This is a genomic window from Lysinibacillus sp. VIII_CA (genome assembly GCF_049943995.1).
GTDB lineage: Bacteria > Bacillota > Bacilli > Bacillales_A > Planococcaceae > Lysinibacillus > Lysinibacillus pinottii.
In genome coordinates this window covers 140,487-163,828 of record NZ_JBNFXM010000010.1, presented here as the reverse complement: position 1 = coordinate 163,828, position 23,342 = coordinate 140,487, and the positions used below count along the sequence as shown (strand labels likewise).

General features: G+C 37.3%; 21 protein-coding genes. All 21 read right to left on the bottom strand.

The genetic code is table 11. The annotated features are described in order from the left end of the window. Positions 1–425, bottom strand: a 425-nt coding sequence (locus tag ACP3VS_RS15135; protein WP_426389119.1) for a hypothetical protein, incomplete at its 3' end; no start/stop codon positions are given. Then, entirely contained in the window at positions 425–1,954 is a 1,530-nt protein-coding gene (locus ACP3VS_RS15130; RefSeq protein WP_200990526.1) for a contractile injection system protein, VgrG/Pvc8 family, read from the bottom strand. The genes ACP3VS_RS15135 and ACP3VS_RS15130, both read right to left, overlap by 1 nt. 33 nt (positions 1,955–1,987) lie before the next feature. Further along, entirely contained in the window at positions 1,988–2,395 is a 408-nt protein-coding gene (locus tag ACP3VS_RS15125; protein ID WP_012295135.1) for a DUF4280 domain-containing protein, read from the bottom strand. Positions 2,396–2,500: 105 nt separating this feature from the next. Further along, positions 2,501–3,058, bottom strand: coding sequence for a hypothetical protein (locus ACP3VS_RS15120; protein WP_012295136.1), 558 nt, complete (start codon positions 3,056–3,058; stop codon positions 2,501–2,503). A gap of 24 nt (positions 3,059–3,082) precedes the next feature. Then, positions 3,083–4,213 (bottom strand): pentapeptide repeat-containing protein, encoded by a 1,131-nt coding sequence (locus ACP3VS_RS15115; protein WP_012295137.1) that lies wholly within the window; start codon positions 4,211–4,213, stop codon positions 3,083–3,085. Positions 4,214–4,244: 31 nt separating this feature from the next. Next, positions 4,245–5,669: a hypothetical protein gene (locus ACP3VS_RS15110; RefSeq protein WP_200990527.1), complete on the bottom strand. Its 1,425-nt coding sequence runs from the start codon at positions 5,667–5,669 to the stop codon at positions 4,245–4,247. Beyond that, positions 5,666–6,343, bottom strand: a complete 678-nt coding sequence (locus ACP3VS_RS15105) for a hypothetical protein (RefSeq protein WP_236249555.1) — start codon at positions 6,341–6,343, stop codon at positions 5,666–5,668. Before ACP3VS_RS15105 ends, ACP3VS_RS15110 begins: the two co-directional genes overlap by 4 nt. Positions 6,344–6,392: 49 nt before the next feature. After that, entirely contained in the window at positions 6,393–7,178 is a 786-nt protein-coding gene (locus ACP3VS_RS15100) for a hypothetical protein (protein ID WP_012295140.1), read from the bottom strand. Between the two features lie 38 nt (positions 7,179–7,216). Continuing rightward, positions 7,217–9,835 carry a molecular chaperone gene (locus ACP3VS_RS15095; protein WP_036165572.1) on the bottom strand — a complete coding sequence of 873 codons (2,619 nt, stop codon included), beginning with the start codon at positions 9,833–9,835 and terminating at the stop codon, positions 7,217–7,219. A gap of 52 nt (positions 9,836–9,887) precedes the next feature. Continuing rightward, positions 9,888–10,583, bottom strand: a complete 696-nt coding sequence (locus tag ACP3VS_RS15090; protein WP_036165554.1) for a hypothetical protein — start codon at positions 10,581–10,583, stop codon at positions 9,888–9,890. Beyond that, positions 10,574–11,851 (bottom strand): normocyte-binding protein, encoded by a 1,278-nt coding sequence (locus ACP3VS_RS15085; RefSeq protein WP_426389114.1) that lies wholly within the window; start codon positions 11,849–11,851, stop codon positions 10,574–10,576. The genes ACP3VS_RS15090 and ACP3VS_RS15085 overlap by 10 nt, the downstream gene beginning before the upstream one ends. A gap of 36 nt (positions 11,852–11,887) precedes the next feature. Further along, positions 11,888–13,498: a serine/threonine protein phosphatase gene (locus ACP3VS_RS15080; protein WP_230591317.1), complete on the bottom strand. Its 1,611-nt coding sequence runs from the start codon at positions 13,496–13,498 to the stop codon at positions 11,888–11,890. Positions 13,499–13,524: 26 nt separating this feature from the next. Next, entirely contained in the window at positions 13,525–14,364 is an 840-nt protein-coding gene (locus ACP3VS_RS15075) for a PP2C family protein-serine/threonine phosphatase (RefSeq protein WP_012295145.1), read from the bottom strand. A gap of 6 nt (positions 14,365–14,370) precedes the next feature. Further along, entirely contained in the window at positions 14,371–14,898 is a 528-nt protein-coding gene (locus ACP3VS_RS15070; RefSeq protein ID WP_031416938.1) for an FHA domain-containing protein, read from the bottom strand. A 36-nt stretch (positions 14,899–14,934) separates the two neighbouring features. Further along, complete coding sequence (locus ACP3VS_RS15065; protein WP_031416939.1) at positions 14,935–15,510, bottom strand: FHA domain-containing protein; 576 nt, start codon at positions 15,508–15,510, stop codon at positions 14,935–14,937. 32 nt (positions 15,511–15,542) lie between these two features. Then, positions 15,543–15,977 (bottom strand): J domain-containing protein, encoded by a 435-nt coding sequence (locus ACP3VS_RS15060; protein ID WP_036216874.1) that lies wholly within the window; start codon positions 15,975–15,977, stop codon positions 15,543–15,545. 91 nt (positions 15,978–16,068) lie between these two features. Next, a complete protein-coding gene (locus ACP3VS_RS15055; RefSeq protein WP_012295149.1) occupies positions 16,069–16,494 on the bottom strand; it encodes a hypothetical protein in 426 nt (141 codons plus the stop codon). Positions 16,495–16,720: 226 nt separating this feature from the next. Next, positions 16,721–18,889, bottom strand: coding sequence for a hypothetical protein (locus tag ACP3VS_RS15050; RefSeq protein WP_012295150.1), 2,169 nt, complete (start codon positions 18,887–18,889; stop codon positions 16,721–16,723). Between the two features lie 575 nt (positions 18,890–19,464). Beyond that, a complete protein-coding gene (locus ACP3VS_RS15045; protein WP_036165560.1) occupies positions 19,465–20,388 on the bottom strand; it encodes a serine/threonine protein kinase in 924 nt (307 codons plus the stop codon). 130 nt (positions 20,389–20,518) lie between these two features. Then, positions 20,519–21,982: an aminomethyl-transferring glycine dehydrogenase subunit GcvPB gene (gene gcvPB / locus ACP3VS_RS15040; protein ID WP_012295152.1), complete on the bottom strand. Its 1,464-nt coding sequence runs from the start codon at positions 21,980–21,982 to the stop codon at positions 20,519–20,521. Next, positions 21,975–23,321, bottom strand: a complete 1,347-nt coding sequence (gene gcvPA, locus ACP3VS_RS15035) for an aminomethyl-transferring glycine dehydrogenase subunit GcvPA (protein WP_012295153.1) — start codon at positions 23,319–23,321, stop codon at positions 21,975–21,977. The genes gcvPB and gcvPA overlap by 8 nt, the downstream gene beginning before the upstream one ends. Positions 23,322–23,342 lie beyond the last annotated feature (21 nt).

Below are 23,342 nucleotides of genomic sequence, written 5' to 3'. Positions count from 1 at the left end.
TTTTTCACCACTGGTAGTACCTTTTCCTTCACTACCTGCTTCGTTTGTTTGACAGCGGCCTTTACCTGTTGCTTGGCTTTTGTCACAGCCGCCTTTGCTTTTTTCACAACCTTTTTCGTGGTCAGAATCGCTTTTTTAATGGCCTTCTTCGCCCGTTTCACCAATTTACTCTTGGATAAACTATTTTTTAGCTTCCGGGCCTTGGTAAAGAATTTCCCCCACTTTTTCTTTTTCTTCTTGCGTTTTTTCTTTTTCTTCTTTTTACTCGATTTCTTTTGTTTTTTCTTAGTGGAGCTTTTCTTTTTGGAGGATTTCTTGGAGCTCTTCCCTTTCGATCCTCCGCTCTTTCCTTTTTTCTTGCCACTTGGGGAGCCTACTTTTGGAATCATCCCCAGTAAGCTTCCTGCTAATCCTAATAGACCCATTAAGCATCACCCCCACCAACAGGGATCATCCCCATCATGTCTAGGGCGGAATCGAGGTCTGCTTCTTCTTCCTGTGAAGCGACTGACACAGGGGCTTTGATGGACCCTTCCATCGTGACCGCTTGTCCCTGGATATCCGTAATGCCGTCAAACACTATACTACTGGAGCCGCAGGTGAATCGCATGGATTCGGCTGCACTCATGGACACTCGCTTCCCTGCGAAGGTGATCGTGTCATTCGCTTTGACTAGCAGGGAGGGCTTACTATGCACAGTGATGCCGCTGTCCTGATGAAGCTGCAGAAAAACAGCACCCTCCTTGGCCGTAAATGTCACGGATTGTGGATCTAGCTTCATGTCCTTCCCTTTTGGCGTACCCCAATAAGACGTTTTCGGATCAGCCGTTTTTGGGTTGGCCTCGCCACCTTTTCGTACACTGTGGCGAACAATCGCAGCTTCCTCGCGATGTGTCGGGAAGGCAAGATGAACATGATCGCCCACCTCTGGCGGACTGTAAAAACCACTGTGTCCTTCTGCTGTATATGGCGTAGCCAATGGGAACCAGGTAGCTTCTTCCTTTTTTTGCGCCTCATCCATGCTGAGATGGAGTCGTACCTGATCCTTTTTGACCTCTAACACCTTTCCTTCAATTGCAGTACCTGGTAGAAACGGAATACTTCGTCTGTCTTGACGTATGCCTTTTTTGAACAGCAAATGATACTCATAGGTAAGAATGCCTTGCTTCATTTGGGCGATGGATTTGGCTACCACCAGCTCCTTACCTTGGAGCTGCACACGATCACCTAGCTTTAAAGTCTTTTTAGACTCGATCACATAGGCGACGGTATCCCGCTCCTCTATTGGCTGATCGATGTCATTATGCCTACTATGTAAAAACTTAGAGCGATCCTTTAAAATTTCATAATTTGCCACTGATAGCTTTTCCATTCGTCCTTCAGGTAGCCCAAACCAGAACTTCGGCTTATCCGCATCCACTGCAGGGATTAGCACTGTCCGAAAATGGGACGCCATACGTTGTAAAAATTGCCAATCCGTCTCTTTATATTGTAATATAAACTGCTTGAGAGGAGTAGCCTTCGACACAGTATCAATGACATCTGCACCTGAGTAGTCTTTCAAAACCTTTTTTAACAGTGCCTGATAAGTCATTTTATTATGCTGAAAGGAACGGTATTTTTGTTTAAAGTCTAGGGTGAATGTAGATGATACAGCCTCTAGTTCAATTTGATATACTCCCCTCACCATACGTACAGCCATTTCTGTAACCTGACCTTTAAAAAGTGTGCGTATTCGTTGCCCTTTATTTTTTTGAAATAGCTCTATTCGATCTGACGTACTAGCATGTCGCATACAACTGTCTTTCTTTTCAGCAGGGATGAACCCCTTTATAGTTAACCTTGCGTGGTCATTCACTGTTTGGGTCAACATAAGATGATGCAACGTCTGGACTTCATAGGGGGATACGAGTTCAAGCTCACCGTATCCGATTACTTCCTCGTATGTGTTCACATGAATTCCCTTCTTTCCTCAAGGGACAATGGATTATTCTTGTCCATCATCTTCTACTTTTATCGTTCCACAATACATACACATATTAATAGATTGACTAATTAACGCTGGATGATTTTCAATTAGTTGATCATTCTTGCCATTAATCCAAGGCATCGTGATGACTGGTGTACAGGGCATCGGCTTTAAAACACCATTATTGTCAGCAGTGGCCGCCGCAACTATTGGATTCGCTAATGTTTGGCATAAGCCAAATGGTTGAATATTGACATGAGGCTTATAATCCATCGTATTCATCTGTGCCTTATTTTTCGTATAAACCCCATGGCTGACTGGCATTTTTAATATACTTGTTTGATCACCTTGCGAGCAGGATAATTTGGCACCAGCTACTACATAGCTCCGTTGGTCGCCACCCTTTGTCTGCAATTCTTCTGACATCGAAAAACCATCCTTTCTATACGTAAGCTGTTGTAACTTTTACTAAACATCGTTGACGATGATTAGAAAATAATTATTTCCTTTTCGCTTCTTGCCCTTTTCAACCTATTTTCCTACTGCCAGAATATCGTTCCATCTTCCTTCAGTTTGTATTTTCCGTAATCGTATTCCCCTAAAATCTCGGCGAAGAATGCTCTCGGCTAATTCAATATTAACTACTATATAATGTTCTTTAATTCCCTCAATTTGAAAGATCGGATAAGGGGCTGCTAAATGCTCGTCTATTACTAATTTTTTTAACGTTCCATCCAGATGAAATTCAGTTTGAGCAGAGAGACAAGGAACTTTTGGTGGAATAACTAGCCAATATAACGTTTGCATTACTTTAGGTATATCCATGAGAACAACCGCTTTGAATGGCATTTGTGGTTCATATTTTTCCACTAATTGTTTAACAGCATCAGAAAGGAGCATGATTGGCTTTTCAATCAAATCTGTATATACCATCTCGCCTTTCTCTAATACAGGAAATTGGCGTTCGAGCTCCTCTAATTCCTCCATTCTTTCAATTGTAAGTAGCTCTTTTTTTATCACTTGGGCTATACCAACAGGCTCGACAGCATTTGAGATGCGTTCATCCTGAGATAGAATAAAATAGTTCATTTTTCTTCTCCTTTTTCACCATATCTACTTCCAAATGACACTTGCTGATTGGAATGGATCTAGCTTTAAATATTGCTGAGCCTCCTTAGAAAACATGGCCTTTTCTAAATTTGCCCCTGTAAAATTCGTATTCCTTACATTTGCTCCCATAAAGTTGGCCCCTCGTAAATTTGCTAGCTCAAAATTAGCGCCTTCTAAATTCGCATTTGTAAAACGAAGCGGTAAATAGCCTGGTGTTTCCCATTTCTGGCGATCTAGCAAACCACTGGCTCCCTGTACTTGTTGAAAATTGGCTCCCTGTAACTGACTATTGCTAAAATCCGCCTCATGAATGGCACTGAAGCTCAAATCAGTGTCCATTAGCTGACTTTCCCTAAAATTGGCGCCTATCAACAGACATTCACGCATACGACAGTTGGTTAAATTGGTTTTCTGAAAAAAGGCATAGCGCATATCCAAGCCCTCATACGTTCCGTCAGCTAAGCGTAATTGATTAAATACCTCATATGGATATGCATCCTCTAGCTTTTCTTCTAACCAAGCCTTTATTTCATCACTATCCTTCGATGAAAAGTCCTCGCTATAAACTACTTCGTTCATATCCATAAACTCACCTATACGGATTTCGACAGCCACATCCCGCTCCAGTGCTAAATATTCTGGACATCTGATGATGTCGGGTAGCGCATATCTAGCAAGACTTATTAAATATTGGTGAAAATGATTGGCATCCTGGAGTCTAATGCGATCAATATCTGCTTGCGTAATTGCCCCCATAAAGGTTTTGCTATACAAACTTAGCTCTTGGATGTATTGCTCTAAATAATGATGCACCCAGCTAGCATCATAGGTAGTTAAAAGAGGTTGTAGGTCAAAAAACCATTCGTCGTCCGTAGCCTCTACTAAATAGTGCGGATTTCTCTCCAATAGCTCTGTGCGTAGCATCGAAAATGTAATATGGGCAATTGGTCCTTTCTGGTGAAGCGATTGCTGCTGGGCTAGTTGCTGACATACCTTTTGAAAGGACGACCTAAATTCCTCGGCTAGCTTGTCTTTGGAGGCTTGGAAAAAATCCTCGAGCAGCAAAAGATAGTTCAATCTTCTTTTTTCTACTTCTGTGTCATAAAAATGCTGTAAAATTTCCTGTGCCTGCATTTGTGACTCCTTCTTTCTCTTTTGTTCATCTTTAATTGGCTTTTACTTCTTTTCCAAAAATTTGCACACTGCCATTCATAGTAATTTTACTTTCTTTACATTGTAATGAAATTTCTTCCTCTGCAGACATAAGGATTTTTTTGCTAGCATTCACCGTAATATCTGCCTCAGATATAAGCTTAATCTCTTTTTTGCTATAAATTTCGATACCGTTTGCTTCATTTAAACGAATAAAAATATCGCCATCCTGTGCGGTAATGAGAATTTCTGTTGGACTTAATTTAATCTCTTTACCAAAGGCTGTCCGATAATATTTCGTCGAAGGATCGTCTAGTTTATTAGTGGCCGTTGTATCCAAGTTTTTTCGTATTGAGGTACTAGCAATCCCCTCTTCCTCACGGTGAGAAGGAAAATAGATGTGGACAAAATCATTGATTTCCGGCATACAATACCAGCCACTATGTCCCTCAGCTGTATAGCCCGTTGAGTAAAGGAACCAATGTGCCTTTCCCTTATCCTGCTTGTCATCAATAGCTAAATGTACCTTAATATGATCCTTTGCGACTTCTAACACTTTTCCTTCTAAGGACAAGCCGGAAATATCCGTGTTAAATAGCTCACTTTTTTTCATGCCATTTTTCGTTGACAGTGTATAGTAATGTTTCAGCAAGCCATCCTTCATAGTTGTATATGCTTCATATATATAAAGTGTTTGCTTATTAAATGTAACGTGGTCTCCTATCTGAAGTACCTTGTCACTTTCCACCTCATAGTAAAGGAAGTCATGCTCGCCCATTCCTTCATTACCATTCTCTGTATATAGTAGATAGTCTGCTATTTTTTTTCTGGTCGTGTAATGATAATCTTCTAGCTTTCCTTGAGCACTACCAGCTGGAACACCAAAATGGAACTTTGGCTTGTCAAAGGTAGCAGCAGGCACGAGCCCCGTATTAAAACGAGAGGCTAGTCTTTTTAAAAATTCCCAATCTGTTTCGTAATATTGAAGAGTAAACTTTTCTAATTTAGCACCTTTTGTAGCTTCATCAATAACATCAAGACCAGGATAAACAGGATTTAACAGTTTGAATAAAGCCTTATAGGTCATTTCCTTATCCTGATAGGAGCGATTTTTCTTTTTAATATCTAGCTGATGGGTACTAGAAGCCGCTTCGACCTCTATATAATAGATGCCACGCACTGAGCTAACCTTCACATTTAAAATAACACCTTTAAATAAGGGAGAAGGGACACCGAGATGGTTAAGCTGGTTTACTTCAATGGCAGATTGTGCCTCTGTCATTTCGACATATGTATCTCTCGCCTCTTCAGGCACAATCCCAGTAAAACGTAACCTAGCATGTTCGTTCATTTTTTTTGTAAGGCTTAGCTCTTGAATGCTGACAAGCTCGAATGGCGATATTTTTATATGATGATAAGTCGTCACTGCACCACTCATAGAACTGCCCCTCCTTTCCCTTCACTTGAAGTGAATTGTAAGGATTCCATCATAGCTCTCGCGATAGGGCGCCAAGTGTCAAGATCATCCTCCATACAATTAAACGTTCCAATAAGTGCTCGCCCTTCTACGGAGGCAAAGAACATTAAATTAAAAATTTCTCCATCAATGGCAGGTGTAATGACCTCTAAAAAGCCTACCGTTTTGCCATCGATCTTCTGAACATCTGTATCCAACCAATCTGCTGAAGGTTGAGCTTGTTCAAGGATGTCCATCATATTTTCTTGAAATGCAGCGACTCCGTCCTCGTTTAAGCGATGTGGTGTCAGATTGAAGGCAAGATTGATTGATGAGGAGGTATCTGTGTAAATTAGATTTGGTCTACGCTCTGATGGGTACTTTAAGGACGCTAGTTCAGCAGACATAATAGAAAATAGCTTTGGCATTCGTATAATCATTTTGCCGTCCAATAATGGTTGCTCTATCACCTGGACTTCCTCATCATCAATGGTGATAATATTTTGGTAAATATCAACTTCTTGTAGATTGTCCTGTTCGTCTTGTTCAGGCTCCTGTTCCACTTGTAATGCCGCTTGCTGCTGGGCTAACTCATGTCGTTCCTGATCTCTCATTTCGTTTCTTAATGCAATAATCTTTTCATCTAAAAATTTCATCCCACTCACCTTCCGCTTCTTCAACGTTTTTTCACTGACAACTTTTCAACTAATCAACGATCATTCGCTTTGGTCGACTTGGACTAGGCATTTGACTAGCCCCAGTTCCACGACCACCATTTTTGGATTCAATTAATATACGATACAAATATTTGTGAATTTGACTATTGGAAAACGGTTGAAACTCTAGCTCTAACCGATTACTAATGTACATTTCAATGACATCTCGCTGTACTCGTTCTTCATTTAAACACGCTAGGGCAAATGTTATGTCGTAAGCATTGCTTGGACGATTTTTTAATAATTCCTTTGCAAAACATTGTAAAACCTTAGGATGATAGGTACTTCTTTGTACTCCAGCATATTCACAGTGAAGATAATTAACGGTATTGTATTCAGTGGTATAATCCGAAAAATCTATGGGCTCTGATCGTAGCTTTGCTCCCACCTTTAATTTAAAACGCACTATTTCCAATTCATTGGGGGCAAGATACATGGAGCTATCAAGAACAATAGTCGTTGTAAATTGCGTGAAATCCAAATGATTTACTTCTTCAGCAAAACGCACCTTTACTATCGTTTCATTTCCCGTTGCCTCATAAGGCAGCTCATAGCTACTATGTAGCATATAGAGTCTTTTATTATGTTTCAGGATGCCCTTGGTTAGAATAATGCTTGTATCTGTTACATGAATATGACAACCTGCTATAATGCCGTTCGAGTATTCCTCGAAGTATAGATCTAAAAACTCTCTCGGGAAATCTCGCAGGTTCTCTAGCATTTCCAGCTTTAAAATTCTTCCTTTTTGAAAATGTGGATATTGATTTGTAAACATCTGTTATTCTCCTCTTTTATTTTTTAGCAGATGCCTACTTACTTTAAACCATCAAAGAAATCTAACTCTGATAGATCCGTTTCAAAGGCAAAGAATTCCTTGCTGCCAATAAACAGCTGCTCCTCTTTCCTAGCCACTGGTACTACATGGAAGCCCCAATGATCCTCTCCTGCGAAGACGAAAAATTTCACTTCACCATTGGCTATTGAATCAGTCTCGTCCTGTGGGATTTTATTGGAATAGAATGACACAATACTCTCATAAAGCACGGGTACAAAATTTTCCTGCCTATTGAAATAGGTGTACTTTTGGGTTGTCTGATGATCACTTCCAGTTAGGAAAAATTCGACCTCTGTGACTCCCCATGGGCGTGAAATAGTTCCATGAATTTGATTCAATCGTTCTAAGCTACTGATAAGAAGTTTTTCTTGCCGGTTATGTGTAAATGCGCTAACGGAATAGGGTACTATAGGAGCATCATTCGTAACAGTAGTTTCAATCATGCCAATTTTTTTCGCATTTAAGTAACGCAACGCTCCTCTTAAGCAGGCAAGCTTTAATTCTGGCACTTTCCCTACATTTTCAGCCTTTTGCCTAAATTCAATGCTACGGCCTGGCACAAACTCCTTTAAAGCCTCTCGGAAGGCATCAATTTTACAGGATTGTCCAGTCAGCTTAATAATGGAGTATTCACCAAGCATGCCACTTTCATAAAACTCCTCTAAAAATTCGCGAACAATATCATAAATATCTGCTTTTATAAGATGATTGATTTCTTTAATATTGAAAAAAACATTTGGATAGTCGTAAACATCTTTAAATTGATGATGTTCTAATAGCGATAAGCACCAGCGATCTACTGTTGTGATATTCAAATCACTATCCTGCTGTGTATCGTTTTCTGAATAAAAACGGCTTCTCAAAATACCCGTTTTTCGGAAAAATTCCTTCTTCATTTCCTCTGCCATTTCCCATAAAAAATAATGATTATTGCGAACTCTTAGATACTCATCACGTGTCCGATTTTCATATTCCTTAAAGCGTGTAGGAATGATAGATTCAGCATCTTCAAATGCTTCTTCGAATTGCTTGTAGACTGCCTCTACGCCATAATCATCTACATATCGATAAATATCCTTTCCGGGGATATCAATTAACGCATCAATGTCATACGCATTTTTCCCTCGGCTATAATAGTTCGCAAAAACAATTTTCATAAATTGGAAAATGCGGTATGTAATATTATTACCTCCAAAATTGGTATCACCATTTTCATAGGTTGTATGAATATCAATTTTGTAGGAAATGTGGCCGTCCTCTATGCGAAATTTACAGGAAGAGAGGTCTGTCGTTCCCCCACCACAATCAATGACAAGTGCTTTGTATTCTTTACTATCCATAAAGCTTTGATTCTCGATTTGATTGGCGATCGTGTTATATAGAACAGACATCCCTTCATCGAGAGCATGCTCTGTTTCAATTTGATATTCAGGTAATATGGCTTGAAACATATCTAAAAATTGTGTTTTCAGCTTGACAGGACTTGAAATATGCAAATGTTTAAATCGACACTTAAATTGATGCTCAGCCATGCGTATGATATAAAGTAAAAATTCTCTGATGATTTGACTACGCGGGATAAGTGCTGTATTGCCATTCGCATCCATCACTTCTTCTAATTTTGCATAATTACTAACCCAACGCTTGATTCCCTGAAATTTAGTAGCCAAAGATGTATAACTATTTTTTTTCATCACTTTAAGCGCTTCATAGCCAAAATGATAGCTGACATGCTCGGTGTTTGAGCAATCTGCTACTGAAAGCACTGTGGGCACTACTTCAATCCATTCATTTTGATGGAGTGCGTCTGGGAATTGGACAAAATTAATGCTATTAAGCTCAATTCTCTTGTTTAAAAGGTCATGGCTACAAGGAGATGAGACATAATCACTATCCAAAAAAACACCGGCTGTTGTATTTGTTGTACCAAAATCAATCGCAAGGATAGCATTTGTCGTCTCTAATTGCTTCATCTCTAAATCTGGTATCGGTACTTTGTAATAATGTAAATTTGTTGGTGGTAGCGGAATTTCCTGATAGTACGTTTTATACATATACTCAGAATCTTGCTTCCGTAAAAAAATAAAGCTATAATTTTTATTTTTTGTCTCACGTATGCCAAGTGCTTGATCAGCAGTTAAATAATAACTTTGTGGTCTTTCATCATCCTTGACAATATTTAAGATTCCACATAACTCTAGCTGCTCATTCACAAGCAATACATTGGATTCCACTAGAAACCCGCCTGTTTCAACTAAATATTGATCGGGTTTATCTATTTTCATACCTTTATAGATATTCATTTTGGCGGGGATTTTAATACCCCCATTATCAGAAAGCGGCGTCTTTAAATATTTTCGCAAAGCCTCTTCTACTCTTTCAAAGCCCCCATCTTGGTTCTCTTTTATGAGAAGATGTTCCTCAGCCCCACGATATCTTAAAATCTTTTCAATTAATTCGTCCCTTGTCAGCGTGTTAATTAAACCTGTTATGAGCTTTTCCTTATAACAAATATTTCTAAGCTGAAAGGTCGTCATTTCCATTAACTCTACACGTGTATAGGTCATATATTTTTTTTCTGAATAACGCTTATTCATATTCAATTTATACGAGTATTTGGTCGTCACCTATAGCCCTCCCTTGCTCTCTTTAATAAAGAGCTATTCGATCTAGCTTCATGGTCTCTTCTACTCCCATAATGCCAAAGTGATATTGCCAATAAACTTCCATATGGTAGCCAACTGGTAGAAAAATCTCTTGAATGAGCTGAAGCATTTTACTATTTTTTTCAGTCTTTCTTTGCTGAATGTAAAGAAGTAACTCAGCTTTTTCCTCTGACTTAACGTAAATGAAACAATTTTTAAAAATATTTTTCAGTGTATCTTTGATCAGGTATATTTCCTCGCCTGTTTGATAGAGTCTAAGCATGTTTAATGCAACAATTTCTTGTTCTTTTTTTGAAAAAAGCTTGATATAATCGCGGACCCGATTTCCAAATACATTTGCCTGAATATCCCTCAGGATAAAGCGAATATAAAATTCTTTTTTATTCATACCTTGCATGCGATCAATCTCAGCTAAAAAGTGTAAGGTTATATCTAATAGGCAGTCTCTAAACTCTTTATCTGATGTATGATCAGGATGAAACAGGTCTTTAAAGATTTGAAAATAACGATAATAAGGATTTACTTCAACATGCTGCTCTACTACCTGTGAATTTAATAGCTGTGGACTAAGCTCCATATACGGTGAATAAATTTGAGCCAGGTGAAAGTAAATATCCTTGGTTTGAAAGCCTTCATCTTCTGTTTTTATAAGTAAATCCCAAATATAATTCATAGCCATTTACCCACACATTTATATTCCATAAAATGTCTTTGTATTTCAGCAATCAGGAAGCTTAATACATCATTCGCAATAAAGTCTCTATCTTGTTTAGATATGAATTGCAATAGCATTGTTTTTTTATAACTGTTTCCTTCTTGTCTATCCATTAAAAATGGTTGAATAAGGTTACGACTCCCTATTGTTTCTTGTTCCTCGAAAACATCAATTTTCACTAGTTCAAGCATATCTGCTGCCTTAAAAGAATTTATCAGCCGAATAATTTCTCCTTTTGTAGAAACGTTTTGATTATTTTTATAAGAAAGCTTGTGCATAAAATAGTCATTACGACTATTTGAAACTAGTGCAAAATTTAATTTGCCAATTTGCTCTTGCTCCACTTTAGCAATTTTTAGTAATCGCCATTCTCCTGATTGCTCTAGTGGCGAAACAATTGTCAGTTCATGGTCTGAACGTTTGACATACCTAACATTTTCCTCTTCCGTATCAATGACATAGCCATGTTGATTACCCGTTTTTCGTAATGATAAGACATGCTCAAAATTGACTCTATCTAAAGCAGGGAAGGGAAAACCACTATTTTTCACTACATGGGGTTGAATATTCCAAAGCGGCACCATGTTTAATCGTTTGTGTTGCTCATATTCCTCTAAATCAATCGACACTTCTTCTATTTCCACATCTTCATGTAACGGTGGGCAGTCTACAACGATGACGTCCAGAAATTTATGAACAAATGGATGATTAATTGTTTTCCAAGGAAGGCCATTTATTTGAAAAATAGAGTATAGCTTTTCGATTTCCCTTAAATACCGATTATTCTTTATGAGGGCAACTTTAATCTCAGCTTGTCCCTCTGACGTCTTTAAACTTCCCCTAAATAATCTTTGCTGTGCAAGTAAATGTTGAATCTCATCCGAATTACACGCTAAAAATAAAGTCATGAGCGTCGTTTGTTCGTCCTTTTTAATGGACCCAAGAAGCTGATCCGTGTAGATTTTTTTCTCCTCTATATCTGTTGGACATATCGGAAATAAACAGTCATGGATGGGATCGACATCCTCCCTTGGAAGCAGTGTTGCGTAGATATCATATTTATTCTCTATATCATCCATTTCATTGAAAATACGCTCCTCAAGCTTGCGGTTCATATCCTCTTGATAGTCGATGAGATTTACAAAGACACCACTTACAATATCCTTTAGTAATTGACGTTGCTCTAAATCTTCTATTTTTCGTATACGTTCGAACATGAGCTCTTTTAACAATTTACTTTCCTTCTTTCATAAACCCAGAATGGATTGCTAACTTGCATCAGGTGCTTCATCAATTGGTAAGTCTGCGTCGTTTTGGACAGCATTTTCCGGTGCTTGTCCTTGTGGAATAGGATTCAATTTATCATTTACATTCATAATTTTTCTCTCTAGTCCTAAAACCTTTGCCAATAATTCTGTTTCCTGATAGATCTCTTGTGCAAGCGTATAGGATTCTATTGCTTTTGCGTATTCCTGACGGGCATAGCTCTGATCGCCATTTTTTTCTAATCCCTCTGCCTTTAATTCTTTCTGGGCCTTTTCTAATTCTTTTATTTTTTCCTCTGTGTCTTCTATTTTTGTTTTAATTTGTGGCTCGCCAGTAAATGAAATAGCCAGCGCTTTTTTCCTAGCCTTTTGGTAGATTGCTAAAGCACCATTGTAATCCTCAGCCTCAAAGCGAAAATCGGCATCTTTTATGGCGTCAACAATCTCAACGATGGAATCCATATTGTCAATTCTTTGCACTACCTCTTCCTTACCGAATCCATGAATGAGTTTTCCTTCTTTTTTCGCTTTTTCATAGTGTTCCAACGCCTCAGCAAATTTCCCAGTCTCCGATGATTGATCACCATTGATAATAAGTTGTGTCACTCTTAATTTTCTAGCTAGCAAATTTCTATGTATAGGATCTTTCAATTTCTTTGCCGCATTTCGGCCCTCACTATATGAAAGGAGTGCTTCATCATAATTTCCATCCTGAAAATATTGATTGCCGCTCTTTTCATGGTCCTTCATTTCTACTGTCAGCTCAGCAATTTTTTTAGCTTGTTTTGCTTGATAGAAAATAGTGCTACCACCTACAACCAACGCTACTACTAATGCAGCAGCAATCATTTTTATATACTTCTTCTTGTTTTTATTTGTTTCCTGATACACTTTATTGACAAAAATTGCAGCAACTGTATAATTTTCTACCACTTTTCTTTGTCTACTTAATAAAATTTCTTCTAATAAATCGGTATATTGTTCTGAATCCTTTACACCTTCAAGTGCATCGGCCATCTCAATCTCACTAACATCTTCCCAGAATCCTGCAGTACAAAGTAATAAGGCATCCCCATCCATGAGTTTCATTTTCTTAGACACAAATGGTTGAAAATTGTTTGGCTTACCCAGATAATTTAGCAAATTCCCTCTTTCTTCATGCTGGCTAATATCTAAGGAGCGATTTCGATTGTTCACAATTTCCTGTGCTAAACTTTGGTCTGTACTTTTGTAGGTTAATGTGCCATTACGGAAATGGTAGAGTCGTGAATTTCCCGCTACTGCCACAATCATCTTTGAGTAATCTGAAACAACTATGACAACACTAGCCTTCAATCTTACACGTAAACTTTGAGCTTGAAGTATATTTTGCGCATGCTTGAGGTATTTTTTTATGCTTCTTCTCGACATAGTTGGTTTTTCCATAAAACGTTCTAAAATTGCCTTTACAGCAAGTTCCGCACTACTAATTTCCTGATCCGCATCTAAGCCCTTTATGGCTACCCAACAAGCAATATCATCGAGTTCTGTATAAGCAAAGTAATCTTTATTTTGCAGAAAGGACCCGGCTTCAGATAAAAAACTAGTTTTAAAGTCACAATTTTCCTTTCTCATAAGTCTCCTCCTTCTCTATTCCCCCGTCACCATATCTTTTCCAATATCAAGATGGTTGCATTGTCTTGATTCTTTAGGCGTTTTTGTTCAACGGCTTTTATAATATTCTGTGCTAAATCATAGGGTGGAGCTTGCTGAGAGAGGATTTTTTCCATTTCAACCTCTGTTAAAGCATCATAGATTCCATCACTAAATAGGCAAACCTTGTCTCCTTTATGTAGTTGAATAGGATTATTTCCTGTATCTAGATTTTTAAAGCCTGCATATCCCAAATAATTTATCAATCGTTTTTTCAAAGGATTTTCCTGCACTTCAAGTTGCGAAATTTCACCCGCAATATAACGTTCCGTTAAAACCGATTCAAAAATATGTTTTTGGTTAATCGCTAAAAATTCACCGTTTCTAAAAATCGTGATAACACTATCACCAACCGCACCCCAATGTAGATAACCATCGTTATCAATAATGGCGGTGACTAATGTTGTTCCTCCATTTGAGCCATTCAAGTTTTCTACAATCATATGATTACTATCTTTAGCTGCTTTCTTTAAAAAGTCCTGTAGATGATTGAGGCTACTAAGCTTTTTAAATTCCTCTATAAATGTTGTCACTGCGATTGTACTGGCCATGCGACCATTGGCTAACCCACTAATCCCATCTGCAAGTACCGCGATTGTGCCTTGCGTCGTCTCAGCGGTTGAGAAATAATCATCCTGTTCATCACGTCTTCCTATTGTTTGACCATTTCCAACGTAAATTTTCCCTTTTTCCATTTTTTGAGCAAGCATGCCTCGTATGATGAGTAAAAAAATAAGTACGACAATAAAAACTAATGCAATTATGTAAGGTACTAGCTTATGGTCCATTCGTCATCATTCCTCACTTTGATTGTTTTCCCATTCAAAGTGGACACCACAAAGCGGAATAAATAAGAACATACTTCTCCCTAACTGAATAACATCATAGGCTGCCAATTCAGTTGGTGTATAAACCGCTTCATTATTTAGATAGGCTAGTCCTGATGCATCTCCGGGTAGCAAGTAAAAGTTACGTTTTTTAGGATCATATACAATGACTGCATGATTACGCTTAGAGATTGAATTGTCTCCAGCAATACGAATATGCATGTCTTCTGCTCTACCGATAAAATTCTTTTCCGATAAGATGCGATAATCTCTCCCCATTTGAGGCCCTTCAATACAAACTAACCATCCTGTAACAGGGTCAATTCCATCCATTTCTCCTAAGTAAGGCAAGGTTTTATCATCTGCTTCAATGACAGGTGTGGATGGACTATTTTGTCTTTGCTCCTGCTCCACCATGACGTTACAGTATGGGCAAATATTACGGTGTCTCCTTGAACTAAACATGTGACCATTTGTACATCTAATTAAACTCATTGCTAAATCCCCCATCTATGTTACGAATTTTTTTCTCTATTTCACCAAAATTCGTGTATTTGCTATGTATATCGTATCTCCATTACCTAGTGGGTATGGAATCTCTTGTTTTAGTCTATTTTTCACTCGCTTATGCGCCTTTTTTAGGCCTACACCATTAACAGAATCAATATCCTCTACATACCAAATACCAGCTACACAGTTGAGTACTGCATGTTCATAATTAACAAGAGATTCATATTCTGTTCCACTTAAATCAATATCTGCCTTATATTCAGCTGAACTTTTTCCTATAAGTAATGAAATTTGATCACCAAGTTCCCATTCATCCACTTCCATCCCACTTGCATTTAGGAGAACAAGCTTAGAAATGTCCTTGTTTGTCATAGTCTGAGTGATTGCTTTTGCCTCGTATTTGAGAGAACCGTAAATAATAGCAAGGATGACCATTACTGTGCCAATAACAAATTTTAAAAGAACCTCCTGATTCATAACAAACACGTATAAAATGAAAAAGAAGGCAATGGTGACAATAATAATATCGATAATTTTTATAAACATTTTTTTTCTTGCATTTTCACTGTAAGCTTCAGTTGAATATTGATCATACATGTATTCACACTTCCTCACTTTATGCCATTTGATTATTTGTTAAAAAAGCGCTCAAATAAATCCGTAGTATCAAGGGGATTTTTCTTCGCATTTTTATGTAGGGTTGAGGACATTTCTTTTGTTTTCGGATTAAAGCCAAAAAAGTGTTCAAAGTTTTTTTCAATATTATTTATATTAAAATCTGGTTTTTTCTCTGCAGATTGATGTCCGTTTGAATGTCTTTCATCCTTTTGCTCAGTTTGCCAGCTTGTCCCTAGATCATCGAGGCGGGCATCATAAGATTCTCTCAATGCTGGATCTTTCAGTACTTTATAGGCCTCTGTAGCTTTTAAGAAAATATCTTCTGAATCTTTGTTTCCTCCGCTTACATCTGGATGGTGCTTTTTGGATAGCTTCCGATAAGCAAGCTTTATTTGATCTTGTGTAGCGTTTCTGCTAACACCTAAAATTTCATAATGTGTTTTCATCATTTCAACCCCAATTTAGGATTATTAAAAATTATCTAAGGAACTAAATAAGTTCCTTAGATAATTAGAAGAGTTTTATCAAGCAACAACCTTAGACAGCGTAGCCGCCCTCGATTTTTGCCAAGTCTGTTTTGTCTTTCTTTTGTTTAATGAATAAGAAGAATTCACCAATACCTTCAGTGTCACCATATCTTTCTGTATAGTCCACAACGAAAGCATTTGGGAAATGAATTTTTCTAACTACTTGATCAGCTGAGATCACTTCAAGTGTCACTTTGCGGTAGCAATCAGCTTTTTCAGCTGGTACTAATGACCATAATCCTAATTTCATCGTATCATCAGAATTATCACCATCAGTGGCAGTTAAAATTTTACCTTTCACTTTTAAAGTTGCCCCAACATCTGTAGAGCGAGCGTTAGAATCATTCGGTGTATCTGTCTCATATTCGACAGTCATAATGCTTTCTAACCCTAATTCAATTGCTTCAGATCCTTCTACTTTTAATACAAAACCCATTTTTAGTTCCTCCTAATTTTGGTTGAATGACTCCCATCTTTTCCGATGAATGAAGTTTAAGCATAGCTATCTCATTTCACAGGGCAGTGTTTTAAAACAAGCTTTATGAAATATGTAATTTTTCATCTGAATGATGTTAGTCGATTCATATTTATGTTAAAAGACTTATGATTCATAAATCTTAAACATACTACGTAAATTTTTAATGATTGAAATAAATAAATTGTTAGGCTTTAACAGCGCTTGTTCCTTTAGTAATCGTGACTTCAAGGTTTTTGACATTCCCATTAAACACAAGATCAATCTGACAAAGACTTGTTTTCTCATCAATGATGTAGCCGATATCGTCTCCATCATGGATAATAGAGTTTACATGGCCTTTATCATTGAGCCACTTACTTTTTTGACTGCTTGGATTATTACTAAAGAAACGAACAATATTTTCATGTTTAAAGTCCCCTGATTGGAAACGAAGGATTCTTTCAATATACGTACTAACTTGAGTTTTGTAGATTGAATCAAACCCATCTTCTTCCATTGCAAGACTTCTTGCTTTATAGACAGTAATACGTCTAATATCTTTATCCTGTAGTTGAGCATTTTCAGAAGAGAATACAAAACCAAAGCTTCTGCTATTAATAGCATCCTTAATATTATTCGTAAAACCGGAAATCTCTTTTGCCATAGTTGTTACTGCTCTTAGTGAATTATCTCCCGCTTCAATATCGAATCGAACTCCCGGATAATTTCGTTTAACATTTTTAAATGATTCCTTTAAATACTCTGGACATTGGTAGGCAGATACGATACCTGCTGCAACATAGCTAGCATCCACATAAACGCCTTCAATCCATAGCTTTAGGATATCTTCTTTCTCCTTCGATAAACGTGCTCCATTTTCAGTAGTATGCATACGCGTATCTATAACGACTCCGGATTTATCTTTCGGAATTATCGTGAAGTTTGGTAAACATGGTATAGCAAACTCACTATAATCCTTTCTAACCAGTACAGAGCATTTATCGATAAGACGATCAATACCAGCTGTTGCAATCCCATTAAAGGTTGTTTCTTCTTCAGCCATAAAGTTAAAGAAAATTTGCACCTTATAATCTTTTATCGTGTCCAAGAGAATGGATAACGATTCCATCGTGTTCCCCTCTTGCTTAGCCACTTTATCGTTTCCTTTGAACCTAGATCGACTTACTTTCATTTTTCCAGATGCTTCAAGTTCAAGGGCTGGTACTATTCCATACCATACTGTATCTGTAAAGTCATTTTTCGAGTTCACAGTGTTTAAGTAAGTACGTAATCTTGGTAGGTTATTACTTTTTACCAGCATATCTAACTTAGTGTTAGTGACAATTAATGAAGGTTGCATACCCTTGTTTTTAGTTGCATATTGATCAAAATACATTTTGATACCTAATAATTTTTCAACTAAAGGTTTAACGGTTTTAACAAATTCATCCTTTGCATCCTTATAGAATTCAAGATATGTATTGTAGTTTTGAACTTCCGTTTCTACATCGAATTCAGCTTTAATCGCTGGAAGCGGCGAAAACGTTCTGACTACTAAATCTTTTACATAAGAAGATGGTGATTCAGTTATCGCTTCGTAATCTTCCTCAAATACAGTACTTAAGCCATAATTACTATTTTCCTCAATGACCATTAATTCAGCGCTATTTGTTTGTGGTGCCTCAATGATTTTCAATTCACCATTGTCACCAATTGTAAGAGTACCTATTTGTAGCTTTTCAGATTCTCCCTCATCTTGACTAGCACCCAATAATAATCTTGTTTTAATATCTTCGATTGCTAATGGTAACATCGCCATCACATTGTTGTAGTTTCTACTTGCTACTTCAAACATAAGATTAAGCTTGTCACCTGTATCTAATTTCTTAGGATCACCTTCATCTAGCTTATCGTATTCACCATACAGGTAATGAATCTCTTTACGCACTTGGCGAATGTCATCCATGACTTTTTTAGGCGAGATCATATCAAGTAAATTTTCAAATTTAAAATCTACATTGGTAATGCCCTGACTTCTTTTTGTATCAATGAGCGTAAATAGCATTTTTAAAAAATCATTATTTTGGTCAATTGCTATTTCAGAAATACAATCATCTTGGATTCCTTCTGGTTTTTTTAAGGTATACATGACTTTTTGATTTGCGGCATTGTAAAATGAGTAAACCGTGGGAGAAAACTTATCTAAAAATTCATCGAAACTTTTTACAAGAAGACTTTGATTAATTTCTTTAATTTTTTCATCGCTTAGACTATCAATGTCTTTGACGTCTCCAACGAGCGTAATTAAATCCAATTTCTCAGGATTTATTTCTTCAAAGAGCATTGTTCTGTTTGTTTGACTAATAATCTCCATTCATTTGGCTGCATAATTCTACAGCCATCCCTCCTTTTAAAACGAATTCGAGTAGGCATAAGCATTAGTAAGTAATTAGAACATACGAGCATAATGAGTACAGGGTTGGATATTACAAAACCACATCAAATACTATTGTTTTATGTACTAATTATCACTGTTCTACACATAGTAATATAGAATAATAAAACAAATTGGTTAAAATATACCAACATAATACAAAGCTATGTAGTGAAATTGAAATTAATTTATAAGAATCTCTGTCCAACTTTATGCATCTTTCTTACAAACTTTACTAATGATTAATGTATCACATTGGTAACTATACAATATCTAAAATCAATGTCAATATTTTCTATAGAATATATTGTCACGAAAAACATTTATAAGTATCTTTAGTAAAAATATTACATGGCAATAAATTTGATATTTTTATACAATTTATGGCTTTTATAATATTTTTTTATAAAAAAAACAACTTATGGTCTGTTTTACCTTAGGCCATAAGCTGTTTTATGATAAATACTCAATATAGTAAAAATGGATAAATAGTATGAAGCGAATAGTAAATTTGGTCATTTGGAATCAAAAATCTCAAAATAGTTCTTTTTGCATTTGAACTTGTATTCAATAGCAATCATATTTTTAATAAATTTTAGGGAGGAACACCTTTTTTTAGTTTCTATTTGCAGCCCCCACATAATAGTGAATGACATAAAAATACTTACTTTCGGATTATATTTTCTCACATTCGCAATTTTATCCTCAATTAACCTCTGTGATACATCTACTGGTATTTTATTAGTTAATGCATAGTATAAGGTTGCCATCAAGCTATAAATATCGGTATAGATTCCTTGCTCTCCTTTCATGGAATACTGTTCAAGGGGCGAATAGCCTGGACTAGTAAATATCGGATATTTTGTTAAGGTTCTATAGTATACGGCAGATCCAAAATCTAATAAATGGGGCTGTCCCTTGGCATCAATCATAATATTACTAGGTTTAATATCACGATGTATGATCCCCTTATTATGTAAATAAGTAATTGCATCTATTAAAGGTAAAAATATTTCTTTATAGAGAAGATGTCTCTCACTCAATGCATATCTTTGTATATATTGCTCCAATAGAACTCCTTCATAATAATCTGTAACAAGATAAACGGAGCCATTTTCAAAAAAATGCTGTCTATACTTAACAATATGTTGATGGTTCAATTGCTGGAGCATGCAAGCTTCACTTAGAAATCTCTCCTTTAATTCCTGAAATTTTTCCTTTGTAGAGGGTAAACGATTGATTACTGATTTGTTATCCAAATCTCGTAAAGCAATCTCTAAAGGGTAAAACTCTTTTATAATAATTTCTTCTCCAGTGCTTATGTATTCAGCTATATAAACAAATGATAATTTACTCGTTGCAAGAAGGTGTTTGACTCTGTATGTATTATTTAATAGACTATTCGTTGGTAAACTCAATTCAGACGATGTCGTTTGCATTTTAATCTCCTCCTTTCACAAACTATCTCAAGGGAATTATAACAATTAATTGATTTTTATGTAAATATTATCATTACTTAAAATATTCATATAAAAACCGCTCACCAAAAAAGTGAGCGGTTTTACAATATTAAGCTTTTTGATAGCGCAGCACTGGTGTACGAGCAGCGCGTGTTTCATCAAGACGAGATACGACTGTTGTATGTGGTGCTTCTTGAACGATGGATGGATTTTCTTCTGCTTCTTTCGCAATTTGAATCATCACATCGCAGAATGCATCTAATGTTTCTTTAGATTCTGTTTCTGTTGGCTCAATCATTAACGCTTCTTCCACATTTAGTGGGAAGTATGTTGTTGGTGGATGGTAGCCAAAGTCTAACAGACGTTTTGCGATATCTAGTGTACGAACGCCCAATTTCTTTTGGCGATGACCAGATAAAACAAATTCATGTTTACAATGTCGGTTATATGGAAGATCGTAGAATGGCTCTAAACGACGCATCATATAGTTGGCGTTTAATACAGCATATTCCGTAACAGCTTTTAGGCCATCTGGACCCATTGTACGGATGTACGTATAAGCACGTACATTGATACCAAAGTTACCATAGTATGGTTTTACTCGTCCGATAGATTGTGGACGGTTGTAATCGAAATGGTATGCTCCTTCTTCCGTTCTTACAAGGACTGGCTTTGGTAGGAATGGAATTAAATCTGCCTTTACGCCTACTGGACCTGAGCCTGGACCACCACCACCGTGTGGACCTGTAAATGTTTTATGCAGATTTAAGTGCACACAGTCAAAGCCCATATCGCCAGGACGTGCTTTACTCATAACAGCATTTAAGTTTGCGCCATCATAGTAAACTTTCCCGCCTACAGAGTGAATAAGCTCTGCCATTTCGATAATGTTTTCTTCAAATAACCCAAGCGTATTCGGGTTTGTTAGCATTAATGCAGCTGTATCAGCACCAACGACTTTACGAAGGTCTTCGATATCAACTAAGCCATTATCATCGGATTTAACAGTGATTGTTTCAAAGCCTGCTACTGTTGCTGAAGCTGGGTTAGTTCCGTGAGCAGAGTCAGGGACGATAACTTTGTTACGGTGACCTTCTCCATTTGCTTCATGGAAAGCACGAATCATCATTAATGCTGTCCACTCTCCATGCGCGCCTGCTGCTGGCTGTAATGTCACTTCATCCATCCCAGTAATTTCCACTAACGACGTTTGTAGATCATAAAGGAGCTCCATAGCACCCTGTGCTGTTGATTCATCCTGCAGTGGGTGAACATTGGCAAAGCCAGAAAAACGAGCAACCGCTTCATTAATTTTTGGATTATATTTCATCGTACAAGAGCCAAGTGGGTAGAAGCCAGAGTCTACTCCATGGTTTCTACGAGAAAGTGCTGTGTAGTGACGCATGATATCAAGCTCAGATACTTCAGGTAATTCTGCTGCCTCTGAACGTACTAGATTGGCAGGTAATACATCTGCTAAATCTACTTCAGGTACATCAAGCGCTTCTAAGCTATAGCCAACGCGGCCTTCTTTTGAAATTTCAAAAATGAGTGTTTGATTTTCGTTATGCATGAAGAGCCCCCATTTCTGCAACTAGTGCATCAATTTCTTCTTTTGTGCGTAATTCAGTCACTGCGATTAGCACATGATGTTTAAGAGAGTCATAATTTTGACCTAAAGGATATCCACCGATAATACCTTTTTCAATCAAGCCTTTATTGATTTCCTTCACACATTTATTTGTTTTCACTACGATTTCATTAAAATGTGCACCTTGGAATGCTACTGTAAAGCCTGCTGCTTCAAAGGCATTTTTTGCATAACGTGTTTTCGCAATATTTTGTGTAGCCATCTCGCGAATACCTTGTTTCCCTAGAGCTGTCATCGCTACAGAAGCTGCAAGTGCAAGAAGCGCTTGGTTCGAACAGATATTAGAGGTTGCTTTATCGCGACGGATATGTTGTTCACGCGCTTGAAGGGTTAATACATAACCACGACGACCTTCACCATCGACTGTTTCACCAACAAGACGTCCTGGTACCTTACGCATTAATTTAGTTGTGACTGCAAAGAAACCACAGTGTGGACCACCAAATGCTTCAGAGATACCGAAAACTTGTGCATCACCTACACATATATCAGCACCTAGTTTGCCTGGAGGAGTTAAAATACCTAGGGCAAGTGGGTTAGACGACACAACGAATAAGCTTTTTGCTTCATGCGCGATATCCCCGATTACTTGAATATCCTCAACTTGGCCAAAGAAGTTTGGATATTGAGCAATAACTGCTGCTGTGTTGTCATCAATCAGCTCTTTTAAAGCTGCAATATCTGTCACACCATCTTTATGTGGAATTGTTACGATTTCAATAGATTGACCGTAGGCATATGTAGCCACAACATCACGATATTCTGGGTGTACCGTTTCAGATACTAAAATTTTCTTACGACGTGTATGACCTGCTGCCAACATCCCTGCCTCAGCCAATGCTGTACCTCCATCATACATAGAAGAGTTGGCAAGATCCATACCAGTAAGCTCTGCAATCATTGTTTGGAATTCAAAAATAGCTTGAAGCTCACCTTGTGAGATTTCAGGTTGATAGGGTGTATAAGCTGTATAGAACTCTGAACGAGAAATAACATGATCCACGATTACTGGCTTATAGTGGTTATAAACGCCAGCACCTAAAAATGATACATTCGCATTTGTGTCTTTATTTTTAGCAGCAAGTGCTGTTAACTCTTTTAATAAAGCAGATTCCGATTTCGCTGCTTTGATGTCATAAAGGCCTTTAAAACGTACTTTCTCTGGAATATCCTCGAATAATTCATCAACTGAGGATACACCGATTACGTCTAACATTTCTTTTTGGTCTTGCTCCGTCATTGGTAAATAACGATGTTTCATAAATGTAGGTCCCTCTTTTCA